The following is a 19070-nucleotide window of genomic DNA, read 5'->3' as shown; positions in this document are numbered from 1 at the left end:
TTATGAGTTCAAATTATTATGCCATAGTTATGGCCGGGGGGGTAGGCTCTCGTTTTTGGCCAGTTAGTACACCTGAATTTCCCAAACAGTTTCACGACATGCTTGGGTCTGGGCATACGCTTATTCAAAAAACATTTAATCGCCTTGCTCTTTTAATACCTAAGGAGAATATTCTTATTCTAACCAATGAAAATTATCAAAATATTGTCAAAGAACAATTGCCTTTTGTAAGCGATGATAATATCATTTTGGAGCCAGCAATGAGAAATACAGCACCTTGTATTTTATATGCTGCTATGAAGATTTATAAGATGAATCCAGAAGCAGTTATGGTTGTAGCACCTAGTGATCACTGGATCGAAGATGAAATGCAATTTGTTTCCAATTTACAGCGTACTTTTGATATTTGTGAGCGTGATCAAGTTTTGATGACTTTAGGTATCTTACCTACTTTCCCTAATACAGGTTATGGTTATATTGAATTCAATAAGTTAGATTCAAGGCCTATTAAAAAAGTAGTTCAGTTTCGTGAGAAGCCTGATTACGTTACTGCAAGGAAGTTTATTCAAAGTCGTCACTTTTTATGGAACTCAGGAATTTTCGTTTGGGGTGTAAGAGCCATTTTACAAGCTTTTGAACAATACCAACCTGAAATGTATGCCTTATTTCAATCAGGATTGCAATCGTATAATACGCAAGAAGAAAAGTCTTTTATTGAGGCTAATTACGCAAAGGCCCAGGATATCTCTATCGACTATGCAGTGATGGAGAAGGCAAATAACGTGTATGTGCTACCTGCAACCTTTGATTGGAATGATTTGGGTACTTGGGGGTCATTACACGATAAACTACCAAAAGATGCTAGTGATAATGCCATTGTTAATGCACAAGCTTTTTGTGAGAATGCTACCAATAATATCATTCGTACAGATAAAAGTAAATTAGTAGTCATTGATGGATTAAATGACTATATCATTGTAGATAGAGAAGATGTTTTGCTTATTTATCCTAAGAAAAAGGAACAAGAAATAAAGAAGGTTTCTCAAGCAATTGAAGCTAAGCTAAATAAAAATAAAGAATAAAAAAAGTCTCCAAATTGGAGACTTTTTTATTTTACCATATCTCTCATGGCCTGACGTACCATTCTAAAGAGTTCTGAGGAGTATACAAAATCGACTACATCTTCATTGTCTGTTTGTATGATTTGTTTATTATTTCCTTGCCATGCTAATAGCCCATTTTTTAAAAATACAATATGTTCTCCAATCTCTAATACAGAGTTCATATCATGGGTATTAATAATGGTCGTTATGCCATATTCATGGGTGATTTTTTGAATTAAATTGTCAATTACTATTGCTGTCTTTGGATCCAAACCTGAGTTAGGTTCATCACAAAAAAGATATTTTGGATTGTTTACAATAGCTCTTGCAATAGCAACCCTTTTTTGCATTCCTCCTGAAATTTCAGAAGGCATTTTTTTATTTGCATTAATAAGGTTTACTCTATCTATTACTTCATTAACCCTATGGTCGATTTCTTCTTGGGTTTTATTGGTAAACATCTTTAAAGGGAAAGCAATGTTCTCTTCCACTGTTAAGGAGTCAAATAATGCACTTCCTTGGAATACCATTCCAATCTCTGTTCTTAGCTCTCTTTTTTGTTGTACACTTAGGTCTTGATAATTTCTACCATCAAAACTAATGGTACCAGAATCAGCCTGATGTATTCCAAGTAAAGTTTTTAAGAAAACAGTTTTTCCTGAACCACTCTGTCCAATGATAAGATTGGTTTTACCTGTTTCAAACACGGTTGTGATACCCTTTAAAACTTCTGTTCCATTAAAGGATTTACGTATGTCTTTTACTTCAATCATATCTAATTAGTTAATAAAAGAGAGGTTAATATATAGTTTGTTAGAATGATAGCTACACTTGTCCATACAAATGAGGTTGTACTAGCTTTTCCAACTTCTAAAGCTCCACCCTTCATGTAATAGCCAAAGTAAGCAGGTATTGTAGCAAGTAATAAGCCAAATACTGCTGTTTTTAGAAAGGCATAGGTAATATGAAAGGGAATAAAAGTATCCTGTAGTCCCATTATGAATTGCTCCGAGGTAACAAAATTCCCCATTACACCTCCAAACCAACCTCCTAGTATACCTAAGAACATGCTTATTCCAATAACAAAAGGATATAATAAAACTGCTATTACTTTAGGAAATACTAAGTAGTTCAAAGAATTTATTCCCATAACCTCTAAGGCATCAATTTGCTCGGTAACTCTCATAGTTCCTATACTCGAAGTAATAAAAGAACCCATTTTACCTGCCATAATAATAGAAATAAAAGTAGGGGCAAATTCCAATATAACACTTTGTCTTGTAGCAAAACCAATTAAATATTTTGGAATAAGTGGATTTGTAAGGTTAAGTGCTGTTTGAATTGCAACAACTCCTCCTACGAAAAAAGATAAAAAGCACACTATCCCTAAAGAACCGATAATAAGATCATCTATTTCTTTGAATATTAATTGCTTCATAACCTTCCATTTGGTCATCTTGCTGAAAATTTCTTTTAGCATTAGGAAGTATTGACCTATATTTTTTAAAGCTGATTTAATCATAAAATGAAAATAATGGCTAAAATACCAATTAGTAACGAGTTTTAAGAATTATAGACTAAAAAAACATTTTTTTTATCTTTTGTTTTATCTTAGTCCAACGATATTTTCGTATAAATTCCCCTTGGTTTTTATCTACTAAGAAAGCTTGATTTTGGTTTTTAGCTTGAAAATATCCTTTAATATAATCTATAAATAAAAGTGGTTTTTTCTTTTTACTTGCTAATTTTAAACCAGCAATAGTTGTTATTATCAAACCATAGCGAAGTCTATAAAAGCTATTACCTTGTTTATATCTTGCCGTTTTATCATAGTTGGCACCTGTGGGCTTTAAGTGTTTAACATTAAGGTTTTCCAAAGTAACTACTTCCCAGTTAAAGTACCTTGCTAGTAATTCATCAACTGTATCCCAACCCATTGCAGCTTTAAGACCTCCGATTTGTGCAAAACATTGCCTTCTATATGCTTTAAAGGCACCTCTAATATGATCTTTATCGGTTAAGTTTTCCAATATCCATTGATTGTTTTGTTCTATATAAGCGAATCCTCCAACTAATCCTGCTTTTGGATTATGCTTAAATTCTTGCATTACTTTTTCGAAATAATCATAAGGTAGTATTAAGTCGGCATCTAACTTTACTATGACATCTACCTCTTGAATATCCACAGTTTGTAAACCAAAGTTAAAGGTATGTATTACTTTACTACCTGGTAAGTGTTTGGAAGAAGTTGAGCTCTTATGTAAAGCACTAGCCCAGGGATGTTCAAGGCAAAATTCTTTTGCTAACTCTAGTGTATTATCATTAGAATTATCATCTACAATTATTAAGCGTTTTGGTAAGAGGCTTTGAGCTGCTATGCTATCCAAAGTTTTTTTAATAAAGCTTTGTTCATTATAAGCAGGCATTATAATAATGTAGTTCATGGATTATGTGTTTTGTAGATTTATACAAAGTTATCAATTTTTGTAGTTCGGATGCTTTAGTAAACTATATTTGTAGTATTACCAAAACTTGATCCTTCAATGAAAAACAATAGTGCCACAAAACAAGCCATTCTGTTCACAGGTATTAATTACCTTGGAGTTGTTTTTGGTATACTTTCTACGGTATTAATTTATCCATTGGATAAAGAGATGCTTGGTATTATTCGATTTGTAGATGCTTGTGCACAGGTAATGTTTCCTATTATTGTTTTGGGGAGTAGTCATGCTCTGATTAATTTTTACCCTACTTTAAATCCCTATTTACAAAAGAAACTTTTTAGTTTTAGTTTGTTGGCTTTAGGGAAAATGAGTTTGCTCTTAGGGATTGTGGTATTTAGTATTTATTGGTTTAATACTCAAGAGGATCTTAGGTATATGTTCTTGGGATTTCCCTTGGCAATTGCCATGGCTTATATAGATTTGTTTCGAAGACAAGCCACTAATTTACACCGCATAGCATTTGTAACTTTTTTTGAGAAAATTATTCCCAAACTAACTCTGCCATTTGCTTTTATTTTAGTTCTTTTCTTATCTTGGAATATAGTGGACGCTATTTGGGTTTACATCCTAAGTTACTTTTGTATCCTTGCCATAGTTGCCATTTATGTTTTTAAGCATTTTAATTTTACTTGGCATAATCAATACAGCGATCTTTTTGCGCATTTGTCAAAACCAGATTATTATTGGTATAGCTTTTTTGCCTTTGCAGGAAGCTTAGGACAATTCTTTGCCTTTAGAGTAGATTCTTTAATGATTCCCGCTTTTTTAGGTTATGAGCAAAATGGTACCTTTAATATTGGTGTTACTCTTGCTTCGGCTTTAGCTATTCCAGCTACAGGTGTATTTGCAGTTTACGCACCTGTGGTCTCTGACTTATTAAAGAATGCTAGATTACGAGAACTTAATATAAAACACAAAGAGGTAGCTCGGGTTTTGTTTTTTATTGGTATGTTGCTCTTTAGTTTAGTCTTGGTAGGGATAGAGCCTTTCTTTAAGCTTTTACCTACCTATGATAATTTAAAAGACTCTTTACCTATTATCTATCTATTGGGGATAAATGTGGTCATTAATATGTGTACGGGATTTAATACGGAGATAATTTCTTATTCTAAATATTATCGCTTTAATTTACTATCCATTATTGTATTGATGGTTTTAAATATTAGCTTGAATTTTTATTTTTTAAGTTATACAGATCTTGGTATTGTTGGAGTAGCGATCGCTTCCCTAATTTCTATGGGTTTATTTAATGTGGTGAAGACCTATTTTATCTATAATAAACTCAAGCTTTGGCCTTTTGATAGAGACTATCTTTACTTGTTTATTTCTATGATAGCTATAGTAGGTCTTGTGTACTTTCTACCTTTAGGTACGAACTATTGGATTGTGTTTTTAGGTAAGGTAATCTTAGTTGTTTTTGCTAATTTGCTTCTTGTTTTTTACACTAATTGGTTAAAGAGTATAAAGAGTTATTTAAGCAGTTTTTTGAGTAGATTCCTGCATAGGTAGAGGAGTAACCTGAGTGGTATTATTCTTTTTTGAGGGGCTTTTACTTAGTAAAAGAATAGTTATCAAAATACAGCTAGTTCCTAAATAATCCATTAAAGTAAAGGGGGTATCTAAAAAGAATACTGCTATAAAAGTAGCTGCAAGAGGTTCTGCACATGCAAGTAAACTAGCTTTTTGCGGACCTATTATCTTTACTGCATTTAAAAACATATAAAAAGGAATTAACGTACCAAAAATTACAATAAACACTACAGCAGTAATAACCGGTTTATTCCATTGTATATCTACTGTATAAGGGTTAAAATATATCCCCATACATACTGATGCAATAAGCATGGACCAGCTGATAACACTCAAAGGATCATACTTATGTAATAAATTAACGGGCATTAAAGTATAGCATGCTAAAGCTAATGCAGATGCTATACCCCAATATAAAGCCTGTGGGCTTATAATCAAAGTATTGATATCTGCATGAGTAACTAATAAAAAGGTACCAGCCACAGCTAAAGTAATAGCCAGGATTTCTTGTGATGTTGGAGCTTTTTTATTCCTTAAGGCTAAGTATATAGCTATAAATACGGGTCCTACATATTGTAAGACCGTTGCTGTTGCTGCATTGGAGTGTAAGATGGTTACAAAGTAAGTATATTGAACACTTAGCATTGCTATAATACTAAATGCAATTAAACTTGTGACATCTCTTTTATTGGACCATATTTTCCAAATATTGGGGTTTTTAAAGCCAATACTAATGGCAAGAAGAATCAAAGCGCTAATCAGCATCCTTGTGGTTACTAACCACTGAGGAGTAAAATTAGCCTTTATAAATAAGAATTGGGCGAATGCTCCTGAAACACCCCACAAAGCTGCAGCAAAAAGTGCAGAAACAAAGCCAAACCACCTTGAGTTACTTATAAACCTTATTTTTTCCATTACAATTGTTTATATGAAAATACGCAATTTATTAGTCTAATTACCAAAAACAATGGCAATGTTTTTTATTTAGTTTTTTAGTTCTTGTTTATATAGCTTTATTCGATACATAATGGTCATAAACAAGCATAGAATTAAGATTCCATACCCATAGGCTAAATGGTTTTGGGTTTCTATAGGATGTACACTCGTTAGTAGAAAGCTTGTAAAAGAGGTAATAAGGTATACCAATCCACCCATTAATCCACCCGCTAATCCTGCATTTTTAGGAAAAAAGAGCATCGTTGTACTAAAGAAACTTGTAAATAACATACTAGAAGCTGCATGTATAATAAAGGCAAAAGAAATAAGTAGAATTAAGTTTTGTTGCCATATTCCTATTATAATTAATAAACTAACTGCTGTGATTTGTAAAACACTAGGTTGTAAGATTCTTTTTTCAAAGTCTATATTCATTCTTCTTTTACCTAGTATACCTCCTAACATCCAAGACACTCCTAATAGTAAGGTACAATTTCCAATGGTAATAGCATTATAACCAAAGGTGTTACCGATGATAAATGGGCCAGAGATATTAAAAGCCATTGCAACAGAATAGGCAAGTCCTAAGATGCAAATACTACTGATAAAGCTTTTGTTTTGTAGCATTGATTTATAGAGTTGTAAGGTAGTTACAAGATCGAAGGATTTCTTTTGTTCTAAACTTTCTCCACTAATTAGTAGTTCTAAAACTAACAATATTCCTGCATAGATTGCTAAGAAGTAAAAGTTAGCATGCCAAGAGAAGATTTGTTCTAGAAAACCACCTAAGAAAGGCGCTAAAATAGGACCACAAGACCAAATGATAGTGAAGTAGCTCAAATAAGATACACTTTTTTTACCCGGGTATATATCTAAAAATATTGCTCTAATAGCTACTACTAAAACAGAAACAGCAAATCCTTGGAGTATCCTAAGAGCACAAATCCATATAATATCTGTGGTTTGTGGGATCAGTATATTGGTTATAACAAGTAAAGCTAAACTTATAAGACGTGGTTTATATCTACCGATATTATCGAGTATAGAGCCAATAAAAAGCTGAGCGATTCCATAACTTAATAGATAACAGCTTAGGGTTATTTGTATATCTTCTGCTGAGAGGTTTAAACTACTTGCCATAGCAGGAAAAGAAGGAAGGTAAATGTCGGTTACAAAGCCGGAAATAGGAATAGTAAAGAAGGCTAGAAGAGTGGCTAATTTCTTTCTACGTTCACTGGATTGTTGTAACATGTATAAAAGGATATTTTTTTAAATTATTTGCAAAAGTAGTGAATATCCTTGGTTTGTTTAGGGCTTGGGCTAGATACAAAAAAACATAGGCTATGCTAAAAAAGCATAGCCTATGTTTTTATAGTAAAGTGAAATTACATTTGGTATACAAAAGCATTGATATTCATTCCTGCTCCAACGGAAGCAAAAAGTAATATATCTCCTTGTTGTAAATCATGGTTATCTAATTGTTTTTTTATAATCATATCATATAAAGTAGGTAAGGTAGCAACGCTACTATTACCTAGCATTTTAATATTCATAGGCATAATGTCGCTTGGCATGCTAAGTCCATATAGGTTGTAAAAACGCTCTACAATAGCCTCATCCATTTTTTCATTAGCTTGATGAATCATTACCTTTTTAACTCTATGAATATCTATGCCGCTTTTGTCCATACATTGCTTCATTGCTAATGGCACTTGGGTTAGGGCAAATTCATAGATTTTTCTACCAAACATTTTAATGTATTTCGTAGAAGGATCTAAATCCTTATTATAGGATTTGTCGTAATGGATATAATAGGCTTCTTCTAAGGTGTAACTAGCATTACTTAGTGATAATATACCACCTGGTTCTTGAGTAGCTTCAAAAATAGTAGCTCCTGCACCATCGGCGTAAATCATAGAGTCTCTATCGTGTGGGTCTATCACTCGGGAAAGGGTTTCCGCTCCAATAATCAAGCAGCGTTTAGCCAAGCCAGCTTGAATAAAAGCATAGGCTTGTATGACACCTTGCAGCCACCCTGGGCAGCCAAAAAGTAAATCAAAAGCTACGCAGTTAGGGTTTTGTATCTTCAAATTATGTTTTACTCTTGAAGCTAAACTTGGTACAATATCCGATTGAATAGTGTTTCCTTTAATATCTCCAAAATTGTGAGCAAAAATAATGTAATCAATTGTTTCAGGGTCAATATTAGCATCGGCAATTGCTCTTTGGCTTGCAATTGTTGCAATATCAGAAGAAGTTAAGTTATCTTCTACATACCTTCTTTGTTCAATACCTGTAATTTGTTGCAGTTTGAAGGCTATACGCTGGTTAGAATCTTTTAATTTTTCTCCGTTTTCATCTCTAAAGTCAAAATTATCAAAGTCATTATTTGTGATGACTTTGGTTGGGATATAACTACCAGAGCCGGTAAGTTTAATGTTCATTGTTGGTGTGTTTGGTTAATTTAGGGTAAACTTAGTTGTTTATATTGGTAAGTATATTAAATTATTTCATAAAATATTCAAAAACATTTTAGTTTCATTGTGTTTTTGTGAATTTAATAGAGAAATGGTGTTTCAGTCTTTTTTTATATATTATGGCTATATGTTTTGGGGGTAAAAATGCATTTATGTAAAAAGGATTATACTTTATTTTTAGCTTAGTTCCTTTTACAAAGGTGGCTTTACTTTAAAAACGCTTAGGTAGTTTCTATATTGCCTTATAACTAAGTACTATCTTTACTTTATTGTGAAGTTTGTAGTTATCTTAGAGATCAATGTTCCATAGATTTTGGCGATATTTGTAACTTCTATGTAAAAGAAAATTGCTCTTTTGCACTCTTAATTTTCATACAGTTTTATATTTTATGTTTGGCAAGCCTACAGAAGATTGGTATTTTAATGCACTTGTAGATATCTATGATAGGTATTTACAACAAAATCAAATTAAACAAAGTTATATAGAGCTTTTAGGTTTATTAGAACGCTTCTCCAAGCAAGTTGTTGCTAAAGAAACAATAGTATTTAGTAATTTATTGAGCCGCTTAAACTTTATTATAAATACTTACCAAACCTCTAATGTAATCCATGAATTAAGATGGATTGAAAAAGACATTAAAGCTATTTCGGACTTAGAGTTAGCAGATTACTTTATTACCTATTGGAGCGATGTAGCACTTTTTATACAACAAGTCTATAGAGTACCCCTGCCATTTATTGTTCAAAATAGAATAGAAAATAATCCTTTAAGATATAGAAAACCTACCATTACTTTTCAACGTTCTTTGAATCATCTTAAGGTTGTTTTTGATCACAAGAAAGCAGATGTTTTATATTGTTATGCAATTGAAGGTAGCTCTAAAGATTATTTAGTTGTTCATTTACCCACGGATTCTTTTGGGATCCCCGTTTTTACAACAGATTCTTTTTGGCAAGGTGCTTTATTGTATTTAATAGATGTAGGAGTAGATACAAGTGGACATTTACATGCAAAATTAGTAGTATTAGAGCCTGATTATTTGATTGATGTTTCCTCTATTGCAGAGTGTTTCCAGGATTATGGACAAAGTGCACTACACTTTTTGAAGAATAAACTTCAGTTGCCTTCCAATACTATGTATCTACTATTGGGGAACTTTGCCAATCTTGTCATAGATCAGGTTATAGGACAATCCTCCCTAGAAACCGTAATTGGGTTTGAGGAATTATTCCATAAGCATTTTCTGAACTATCCTACAGAGCATTTATTTTGTGAGGACATTTCTACCTATGACGGATTTATGAACTACCAGGGCTTATGTCAGATGCATTATACTACTATTGTCAAGGTAGTGACCAAAGACTTTAGTTATTATGGCTTAAATAATAGAGAAGCCATTAATTTAGAGCCTTCTTTTTTGAGTAATATTTATGGTATACAGGGAAGATTAGATGTTTTGCATCAAAACGACAGCTCTACAGGAAAGAGTGTTATTGTAGAGTTAAAGTCTGGATCTGTACCATATCCCGATAAGATGACTAATGTAAAAGAAAACCACAGTAGTCAGCTATATATGTATTTTTTAATGCTTTCTCAAATTAAGGGAATAAGTTTGTCTGAGTTAACTAAAGGCCAAAGTATAGACGGTTTTATTTTTTATAGTAAAGTAAGTAAAGGGAACTTACGTTCTGACCATATTAGCATAAGCAAAATACAAAGTATATGTCAAATGCGAAATGACATATTAGTCAATGAGCATATTTTACAAAGTGGTCAGGTAAATAAAATAATTGGCTTAATTAGAAATATTCATGGGGATCACCTAATTAAAAATAATATAAACACTAAGTTTAAAGCAATTCTTGAGAAGCAATTCGAGGAGCTTACTACCCCAATATTTAAAAGTAGCCCACTAGTGCAAAGTTACTTTTGGAGTTATTTAAGTTTTATTGCAAAAGAGCAGTATTGGAGTAAATGCGCTGGTAGCAAAGCAGATTCCTCTACCTCTTTAGCTGGTATGTGGAATAGAAGTTTTGAGCAAAAGGTAGATAGTTTTGGTATTATGTATAATTTGAAGATTACACATAATTTGGTAAACACTGCTAAAAAGGCAATTGTATTTGAAATACAAAGTTCCTCTGAGTTATCTAGCTTTAGAGTTGGTGATGTTTGTGTATTGTATCCTTTTGTTGATAAAGAGCATAATCCTACCAACTACCAGATTTTCAAGTGTACTATCGTATCTATCTCTCTTATTCGTGTTGAGGTAGAGTTGCGTTTTCAGCAAAATAACCTTCAGTATTTTGATAAATATTCTCAGTGGGCCTTAGAGAGAGATTTTATGGATTCTTCTTTTTCAGGTATGTATCAAAATTTATATCGTTTTGTTATTGCTAATACACAAAAGCAAGCCTTATTATTAACAACTAGAAAGCCCTTAAGAGGTGAAAATTATGGCTATGTAAATCATTATCTATCTATTGAGCAAAATAGAATTTTAAATAATATGTTGTCGTGTGAAGATTATTTTGTTTTAAATGGTCCTCCAGGTACAGGTAAAACTTCTCATATTATAAAAGAATTTGTAAGAGAAGTACACAAAGGTAGTAAAGCCAATATTTTGGTCTTAGCCTATACTAATCGAGCAGTAGATGAATTAAGTGAGGCAGTATTAGAAGCTTTGCAACCAATGGATTTACCCAAAGGGAAGGAGTTTATTCGCCTTGGTAATACTCTGTCTTGTAAAAAGCAATACCAAGATTATTTATTGTCTAGTATCGTGGATAAGAGCCAAAGAGATAAACATTTAACAAGGGCTAATTTATCTTCAATCTTAAAAGAGCAGAGGGTCTTTTTGAGTACTGTCTCTAGTATTACCTCAAAGGAAGATTTATTAAAGTTTAAAGCCTTTGATTGGGTGTTAATTGATGAGGCTTCACAAATTTTGGAGCCCCAAATAATTGGACTATTAGCTCATTGCAAAAAATTCATTTTAATAGGAGATCACAAACAATTACCAGCAATTGTATTGCAAGATGCTGAGCAAAGTAAAAGTAATAATACCATGTTAGAGGGTATAGGCCTTTTTAATAGACGAAATTCTTTGTTTGAAAGGTTATATCATTTTTGTAAGGATAATACTTTAGATTATGCCTATGATACTTTAACCTATCAAGGTAGAATGCACCAAGAGATTAGTGACTTCCCAAATCGTTTATTTTATGAAGGAAAACTTCAAGTTGCTTATAGTCTACCAAATTTAAGTGCATCAGTAAAAAAGGATCTCTATAGACAAGTCGCTGACTTGCCTTATACCACTAAAGAGAGGCATTGGTGCTCTGTGGCATTAGCACGACATAGAGTTCTTTTTATAGATGTACCAATAAAAGAGCAAGATCTAGAAAAAACAGCCCAAGGTGAAGCCGATATGGTTGTTGAAGTAATCCTGCGTTTAATAGGTCTGTATAAGGAAAATAATGTAGAATTAGATCTTACTAAAAAGATAGGAGTGATAGCTCCTTTTAAAAATCAAATAGCATTAATTTATAGAAAACTACAACAAGCTAATGTTGCTAATGCAAATCAAATAACCATAGATACGGTGGAAAGGTTTCAAGGAGGACAGCGCGATATTATTCTATATACTTTTAGCGCTGTAAATAGCCAACAATTAGAAGCTTTAATTAATTTAAATGATTCTTTAGATGTGGATAGAAAGTTAAATGTTGCTTTAACTAGAGCAAAAGAACAATTAATCTTAATAGGTAATGCTAGTATAGTAGAGCAAGACCCACTCTATGGTAAGCTATTGGAAGATATGAGAAGTAAAGATAGTTTTTATACTGCTTTATAATTGTTGATAACTCTATATGTTTGTTGATAACTATCTTTTTGTTTGTGTATAACTCTATTTAAATAGTTAGTAAGTTGTGAATAACATTTTAGATGTCTGCTTTATTTTTGAAAATATTTCTTGTTAATTTATTGATTTGTATGGTTTTGAGGGTGTGTTCTGTCTTTTGTATATCGATTTTTTAAACAGGAAATCCTAAACAAATAACAATAAGAAGTTATCCACAATAGTGTTGATAACTATAAAAAAACTCGCCTTCCACAAAGTAGAAGGCGAGTCTGTTTTATATAGTAATGATACTACTAGTTCTCAGCATCCATATACACTTCAATCGGTGCACATGAGCAGATTAAGTTTCTATCACCGTAAGCGTCATCAATACGTCTTACTGATGGCCAGAATTTATTTCCTGCAACAAATGGTAATGGGAAAGCAGCTCTTTGTCTAGAGTATGGTAAATCCCAGTTATCAGCTGTTAATAATGCCAATGTATGTGGTGAATTTTTTAATTCGTTATTTGGATTATCTAAAGTTGCTTGTTCGATTTCTTGTCTAATTGAAATCATAGCATCACAGAATCTATCTAACTCTTCTTTACTTTCACTTTCTGTTGGTTCAATCATTAATGTACCAGCAACAGGGAAAGAAACAGTAGGAGCGTGGAATCCGTAGTCGATTAAACGCTTAGCGATATCTGTTACTTCAATTCCTTTTTCTTTGAACTCTCTAACGTCTAAGATCATTTCGTGAGCTGCACGTCCTTGCTCTCCTGTGTATAGGATAGAGTAGTGCTCTTCTAAACGAGCTTTTAAGTAGTTAGCATTTAAGATAGCTGTTTGTGTAACTTTCTTAAGTCCATCTAATCCTAACATTGTGATATAACCGTAAGAAATCAAACAAACTAATGCTGATCCGTAAGGTGCAGCTGAAATAGCAGTGATTCCATTTTTACCACCAACTTTTACTAATGGATTTGTAGGTAAGAACTCTACTAAGTGTTCTGCAACACAAATTGGTCCAACTCCTGGTCCTCCACCTCCGTGAGGAATAGCGAAAGTTTTATGTAAGTTTAAGTGACAAACGTCTGCTCCAATGTTAGCAGGGTTAGTGATTGCAACTTGTGCATTCATATTAGCCCCATCCATGTACACTTGTCCACCATTGTCATGGATGATTTGTGTAACTTCTTTAATAGCTGACTCATATACTCCGTGAGTAGATGGGTAAGTTACCATTAAACAAGATAGGTTGTCTTTGTGTTGTTCTGCTTTAGCTTTTAAGTCTGCTACATCAATGTTTCCTTCTGGAGTAGTTTTTGTAACAATAACTTTCATACCTGCCATTGCTGCTGAAGCTGGGTTAGTTCCGTGAGCTGAAGCTGGAATTAAAGCAATATTTCTTTGGAAGTCTCCTCTTGAGTGGTGGTAAGCACGAATAGCTAATAAACCAGCATATTCCCCTTGTGCTCCAGAGTTAGGTTGAAGTGTTGTACCAGCAAAACCAGTAATTACACTTAATTTATCCTCTAGATCATGTAGCATTTGTAAATATCCTTGTGCTTGATCAGCAGGTACAAATGGGTGAATATTATTCCAAGAAGGGCTGCTTAAAGGTAACATTTCTGCCGCTGCATTTAATTTCATTGTACAAGAACCTAATGAAATCATAGAGTGGTTTAATGCTAAGTCTTTACGCTCTAATCTCTTGATATAACGCATTAACTCTGTTTCTGAGTGATAAGAGTTAAATACATCATGTTGTAAGAATTTAGATGTACGTTTTAATTTAGCAGGTATTTTACTTGTTGTTTCATCTAATTGCTCAACAGTAAAAGTTTCTTTATTTAAAGCTTTTGCAAATACAGCGATAATTGCGTTGATGTCTTTTAACTCAACTGTCTCATTTAAAGAAATAGAAAGTGTATTGTCATCAATGTAGTTAAAGTTGATTTTGTTCTCAAGTGCTAATGGCTCGATAGCTTTTCTATCTGCTTTAACTAAAATAGTATCGAAGAAAGAAGGGTTTAATTGCTCTACACCTAATTTCTCTAGGCTATTAGCTAAAGTAACTGCTTTAGAATGTACTCCATTAGCAATGAACTCTAGACCTTTTGGTCCGTGGTATACTGCATAGAAACTAGCCATTACAGCTAATAATACTTGAGCAGTACAAATGTTTGAAGTTGCTTTTTCACGTTTAATATGTTGCTCACGTGTTTGTAAAGCCATACGTAATGCAGGGTTACCATCAGCATCTTTACTCATACCGATAATACGTCCTGGCATGCTACGTTTGTATTCCTCTTTAGTTGCAAAGTAAGCAGCATGAGGTCCACCATATCCAAGAGGAATACCAAAACGTTGTGTAGTACCTACAACAACATCAGCACCCATTTCTCCTGGAGGAGTCAAGCTTACTAAAGAAAGAATATCAGCTGCTACAGCAACTTTAATGTCTTTAGATTTAGCCGTGTGGATAAAATCAGCATAATCTGAAACTACACCATGTTTTCCAGGGTATTGTAAGATTGCACCAAAGAAATCTTCACCAAAAGTAAAGTCTTCATGGTCACCTACTACTAATTCAATCTCGAAAGGAGTTGCTCTAGTTTGTAGAACAGATAAGGTTTGTGGTAATATTTCGTTAGAAACAAAAAACTTATTAACGTTATTCTTCTTTTGATCTCTTGTACGAACGTCAAATAAAAGAATCATCGCCTCAGCTGCAGAAGTAGATTCGTCTAATAAAGAAGCGTTAGCAATTTCCATACCTGTTAATTCAATTACAGTAGTTTGGAAATTTAATAGAGCTTCTAAACGACCTTGTGCAATTTCAGCTTGGTAAGGTGTGTAAGCAGTATACCATCCTGGGTTTTCAAATACGTTACGTTGAATAGCAGCAGGTACGATTGCTTCATTGTATCCTAAACCAATGAAAGTACGGAAAATTTTATTTTTGTTACCTAATTCCTGAATGAATGATAAGTAATCATATTCAGTCATTGCTTTGGCAAGATTTAAATCTTCAGCTAAGCGAATACTCTTAGGAAAGGTTTCGTCAATTAACTGATCTATGTTATTAACCTTTACAGTCTTAAACATTTCTGCCAAGTCCGTATCACGAGGACCAATGTGTCTTAAAGCAAATGCATTTGTTTTCATTTTGGGCAATATAATATAAGTTGTGTTTAAAGTACACAAAAATAGCCATTAATATGACAAAACTAACAATATTACTATTATTTTTGAAAAGTAATTATTAGTTGTTGTCAAAGCGAAATTATTCTTATGAATCTGTTAAAAAATAAAATAGTTAGACTATATTTAAATGGAAGTATTCACGTTTCCTTAGCGGTGTTTGCTTTAATTCAAATGACTTTTCATTTTTGTAAACTTCCTTTTGACCCAATTGTATCTTTAATGGGGTTCACTGGAACCGTGTTTTCTTATAACTTTATTAAGTATAGTGCCTTAGTTTATAACAGAGTAGGAAATTTATCTTTTAATTTAAAGTTCATCTGCGTTTTAAGTATAATTTGTTTTTTAGTTTCAGCAAGTTGCTTTATGATGCTGAATAATAATGCCAAATTAGCAAGTATACTAGTATTCTTAGTGACTTTGTTATATGCCATACCCATACATAGATCTGTATCTAACTTAAGAAATCTTGCAGGGCTTAAAGTGTATATTGTTTGTTTTTCATGGGCAATGCTAACTTTGATTATTCCTGTGCTTAATGCAAATCATTCTATTGACTTAGATATTGTTATAAAATTTATGCAGCGTTTTATACTTGTCTTAATTCTTATCGGTATATTTGAAATTGTGGATATGTCACATGATTCAAAGCAACTAAAAACTCTCCCACAGACTTTAGGTATCCCACAGACAAAGATTATTTTGTCTGCTTTACTTTTACCTTTTTTCGTTTTGGAGTTTTTTAAAGCTAATTTCCAATCTATCCAAGCTTATAATAATATAGTGATACTTGTTGTAACCTTATTATTTATTTGGAGAGCAAGTCCCAAACGAAGCCAAGTCTACACTTTGTTTTGGGTGGAGAGTATTCCCATTATTTGGTATTTGATAGTAGTGTTAGAATCCGTTGTTGGCATATGAGATAATAGAATGTAAAAAAATAAAATAATAATTATGATTGAAATTTTATCTGCTGTAAAAGCTGATGGGAACATGGTTTTTGTAATGAATAAGGATTTTAAATCTCATCCTAGTATAAGTCCAGCTTTAGAGGGCTTTGTACAGGACTTTATTCATAGTGAAAAGAAGAAGGATTATGCTAAAATAGGAAGTTGTTACTATTTCTTTATCAAAGAAGATTGTGATTTAGAACAAATGCGTTTGGATGGATTTTTTATTCGTCAAACCCTAGATAAAGAAGTAGAACAAATTAGTATTATAGGACAAGGGGAAGCAACTATCGCTTTAGCGGAAGGTTTGGCCTTATCTAATTATCAGTTCTTAAAATACTTTAAAGATGCACAAAGCAAAGAATATGCACTAGATAAAATATATTTGGTAGGTAGCTTTAATGAAAAGCAAATAAAGGATCTAAATAATACTATTTCAGGGGTTTTTTGGGCGCGTGATATGGTAAATGAACCTGTAAGCTTTTTAACTGCAACTCAATTAGCTCACCAAATTAAGGCTTTAGATAAAGCAAAAGGTTTGAAAATTAATGTATTAGATAAGAAGGCCTTAGAGGAATTGAAAATGGGGGGCTTATTAGCAGTGAATAAAGGATCTGTTGAGCAACCTACTTTTACTATTATGGAATATAAGCCAGAGAATCCAATCAATAAACAGCCAATTGTTTTGGTAGGTAAAGGAGTTGTATACGATACAGGAGGACTTAGTTTAAAGCCTACACAAGGTTCAATGGATAGCATGAAAAGTGACATGGGAGGTGCTGCTTGTGTAGCTGGAGCAATTTATGTTGCAGCATTAAATCAGCTTGATGTACATGTAATAGGTTTAATTCCGGCAACGGATAATCGTCCAGGTGGAGATGCTTATGCTCCTGGGGATGTTATTAAAATGTATGATGGTACGACTGTTGAGGTTTTAAATACAGATGCAGAGGGTAGAATGATTTTAGCTGACGCTATTGCTTATGCAAATCAATACCAGCCTAGAGTAATTATAGATGCAGCAACTTTAACAGGTGCAGCTCTAGTTGTGGCAGGAGATCTAGCTTCTTGTATTATGGGGAATGATAAACAAATTATAGGCGAGTTAGTTAATTCTGGTTTTAAGGTTCATGAGCGTTTATGTGAACTTCCTTTTTGGGATGACTACAAAGACTTATTGAAGAGTAATGTAGCAGATATGAAAAATATTGGAGGAAGATTCGCAGGAAGTATAACTGCAGGTAAATTCTTAGAACACTTTGCTAAATATCCTTATGTGCATATTGATATAGCAGGACCAGCTTGGATGGATTCTCCTAGAGATTACAAAGGAGTTGGAGGAACTGGAAGTGGAGTGAGAACATTAGTTAACTTTTTGGCTAATTACCAGGGTTAAGAAAATCAATAAAATAAAAGGGCAAAAACATAGTTTTTGCCCTTTTTCTATTTTCATTACTTTGTAGCCGAGCTAGCAAAGTAAGTATAGTGTATTTATTGGGGTTGGTTAGTCTTGCTATTCCATAATATCACCAAAGTTACAGCTACAAGAACCAGTACTAGTCCTAATGCACTATAAAGGCTGAAGTATTCGTGGAAGAATATGCTTCCAATTACAACAGCAACTAAAGGTTCCATTGAACCAAGTATGGAGGTAATTGTACTTCCGGCATATTTAACAGCTAGTACTAAACATATATCTGAGATAAAAGTAGCGAAGAATCCTAATAATAAAAGATTAATCCAATCACTAGCTAGATAAATAGGTTGAATTCCTGTAGTTAATAAAGCATAGAAAAAGAAAATTAATCCTCCAGTGGAAAGCACATAGAAAGTCAGCGTTTCAAAAGGTAGAGTAGCTATCCTGGATTTATTCAATCCAACAATGTAAAGGCCATAAGTGAAAATGGTAATAGCAGATAGCCCTAGTCCTTTAAGTAAAGCCGGTGAGCTTTGTCCATGAATACACATAAGACCTACACCAATAAGGGAAAGGATACTTGCTAATAGTAGTACAGGGGATTTCTTTTCTTTAAAAAAGAAGATCATAACTGCACTTACAAATAAAGGATATAAGAAATGCAGAGTAGTAGAAAGTCCACTTGCTATATATTCATAAGAATCTACTAGATATTTTGCCGTAGCAGCATAAAGTAATGCTAAAAATAAAATAGTTAGTAAATCTTTTAGTTGGATTTTCAAGCTTATCTTTTTATAGGCACAAACTGCACCCATGGTCATACTAGAGAAAAAAAAGCGATAAAATAAAATGGTAGGAACACCTATGGTTACCATATCCTTTGGGCGCAACTCTTCCACCATTAAAGGAAGGCAGAAAAGAGGTACTAAACCAAAAGTACCAGAGGAAATTAAAGCGTAAATAATTCCTTTAAGATTTTTCATTATTGTTTAAAATATTTTTTTGCAAATATAAACCAAGATTTTCTTTAGTTACTAGTGCATATTAAGCTAGTGAGATATAGGGTATGCTAAGGGATGAGATTTATTTGTTTTATTTAACG

13 protein-coding genes are annotated in these 19070 nt (G+C 33.0%); 5 read left to right on the top strand and 8 right to left on the bottom strand.

The window, feature by feature from the left end; all coding sequences use genetic code 11:
• Window positions 1-2: 2 nt before the first annotated feature.
• Window positions 3-1082: a mannose-1-phosphate guanylyltransferase gene (locus ACYSNM_RS02435; RefSeq protein ID WP_461755474.1), complete on the top strand. Its 1080-nt coding sequence runs from the start codon at window positions 3-5 to the stop codon at window positions 1080-1082.
• 26 nt (window positions 1083-1108) lie between these two features.
• Here ACYSNM_RS02435 and ACYSNM_RS02430 read toward each other — a convergent pair whose 3' ends face one another.
• From ACYSNM_RS02430 to ACYSNM_RS02420, 3 genes are read right to left on the bottom strand one after another with little or no spacing between them, the layout of a single operon-like run.
• Window positions 1109-1876, bottom strand: a complete 768-nt coding sequence (locus tag ACYSNM_RS02430; RefSeq protein WP_461755473.1) for an ABC transporter ATP-binding protein — start codon at window positions 1874-1876, stop codon at window positions 1109-1111.
• Between the two features lie 2 nt (window positions 1877-1878).
• On the bottom strand, window positions 1879-2625 hold the full coding sequence (locus ACYSNM_RS02425; protein WP_461753836.1) for an MlaE family ABC transporter permease: 747 nt from the start codon (window positions 2623-2625) through the stop codon (window positions 1879-1881).
• Window positions 2626-2680: 55 nt separating this feature from the next.
• Entirely contained in the window at window positions 2681-3547 is an 867-nt protein-coding gene (locus tag ACYSNM_RS02420; protein WP_461755472.1) for a glycosyltransferase family 2 protein, read from the bottom strand.
• 99 nt (window positions 3548-3646) lie between these two features.
• On the opposite strand from ACYSNM_RS02420, the gene ACYSNM_RS02415 reads away from it, so the two are divergent.
• On the top strand, window positions 3647-5116 hold the full coding sequence (locus tag ACYSNM_RS02415; protein WP_461755471.1) for an MATE family efflux transporter: 1470 nt from the start codon (window positions 3647-3649) through the stop codon (window positions 5114-5116).
• Here the strand turns inward: ACYSNM_RS02415 and ACYSNM_RS02410 are convergent.
• The 3 genes from ACYSNM_RS02410 to ACYSNM_RS02400 form a co-directional block, all read right to left on the bottom strand.
• Window positions 5081-6052 carry a DMT family transporter gene (locus ACYSNM_RS02410; RefSeq protein WP_461755470.1) on the bottom strand — a complete coding sequence of 324 codons (972 nt, stop codon included), beginning with the start codon at window positions 6050-6052 and terminating at the stop codon, window positions 5081-5083. The two genes, ACYSNM_RS02415 and ACYSNM_RS02410, sit on opposite strands and share 36 nt — an antisense overlap.
• A 69-nt stretch (window positions 6053-6121) precedes the next feature.
• Window positions 6122-7324: an MFS transporter gene (locus tag ACYSNM_RS02405; protein ID WP_461755469.1), complete on the bottom strand. Its 1203-nt coding sequence runs from the start codon at window positions 7322-7324 to the stop codon at window positions 6122-6124.
• A 134-nt stretch (window positions 7325-7458) separates the two neighbouring features.
• Window positions 7459-8517 (bottom strand): 3-oxoacyl-ACP synthase III family protein, encoded by a 1059-nt coding sequence (locus ACYSNM_RS02400; protein ID WP_461755468.1) that lies wholly within the window; start codon window positions 8515-8517, stop codon window positions 7459-7461.
• 422 nt (window positions 8518-8939) lie between these two features.
• On the opposite strand from ACYSNM_RS02400, the gene ACYSNM_RS02395 reads away from it, so the two are divergent.
• Window positions 8940-12404, top strand: coding sequence for a DEAD/DEAH box helicase (locus tag ACYSNM_RS02395; RefSeq protein ID WP_461755467.1), 3465 nt, complete (start codon window positions 8940-8942; stop codon window positions 12402-12404).
• Window positions 12405-12706: 302 nt separating this feature from the next.
• Here the strand turns inward: ACYSNM_RS02395 and gcvP are convergent, their stop codons facing one another.
• Window positions 12707-15565, bottom strand: coding sequence for an aminomethyl-transferring glycine dehydrogenase (gcvP, locus tag ACYSNM_RS02390; RefSeq protein ID WP_461755466.1), 2859 nt, complete (start codon window positions 15563-15565; stop codon window positions 12707-12709).
• A gap of 126 nt (window positions 15566-15691) precedes the next feature.
• On the opposite strand from gcvP, the gene ACYSNM_RS02385 reads away from it, so the two are divergent.
• Window positions 15692-16522, top strand: coding sequence for a UbiA prenyltransferase family protein (locus tag ACYSNM_RS02385; protein ID WP_461755465.1), 831 nt, complete (start codon window positions 15692-15694; stop codon window positions 16520-16522).
• Between the two features lie 33 nt (window positions 16523-16555).
• Window positions 16556-17947 (top strand): leucyl aminopeptidase family protein, encoded by a 1392-nt coding sequence (locus ACYSNM_RS02380; RefSeq protein WP_461755464.1) that lies wholly within the window; start codon window positions 16556-16558, stop codon window positions 17945-17947.
• Between the two features lie 95 nt (window positions 17948-18042).
• Here the strand turns inward: ACYSNM_RS02380 and ACYSNM_RS02375 are convergent, their stop codons facing one another.
• Window positions 18043-18951, bottom strand: a complete 909-nt coding sequence (locus tag ACYSNM_RS02375; RefSeq protein ID WP_461755463.1) for a DMT family transporter — start codon at window positions 18949-18951, stop codon at window positions 18043-18045.
• Window positions 18952-19070: the final 119 nt, after the last annotated feature.

It is taken from the genome of Myroides sp. LJL116 (genome assembly GCF_054871685.1).
The sequence above is the reverse complement of the archived record's forward strand: the minus strand, read 5'-3'. Positions and strand labels throughout refer to the sequence as shown.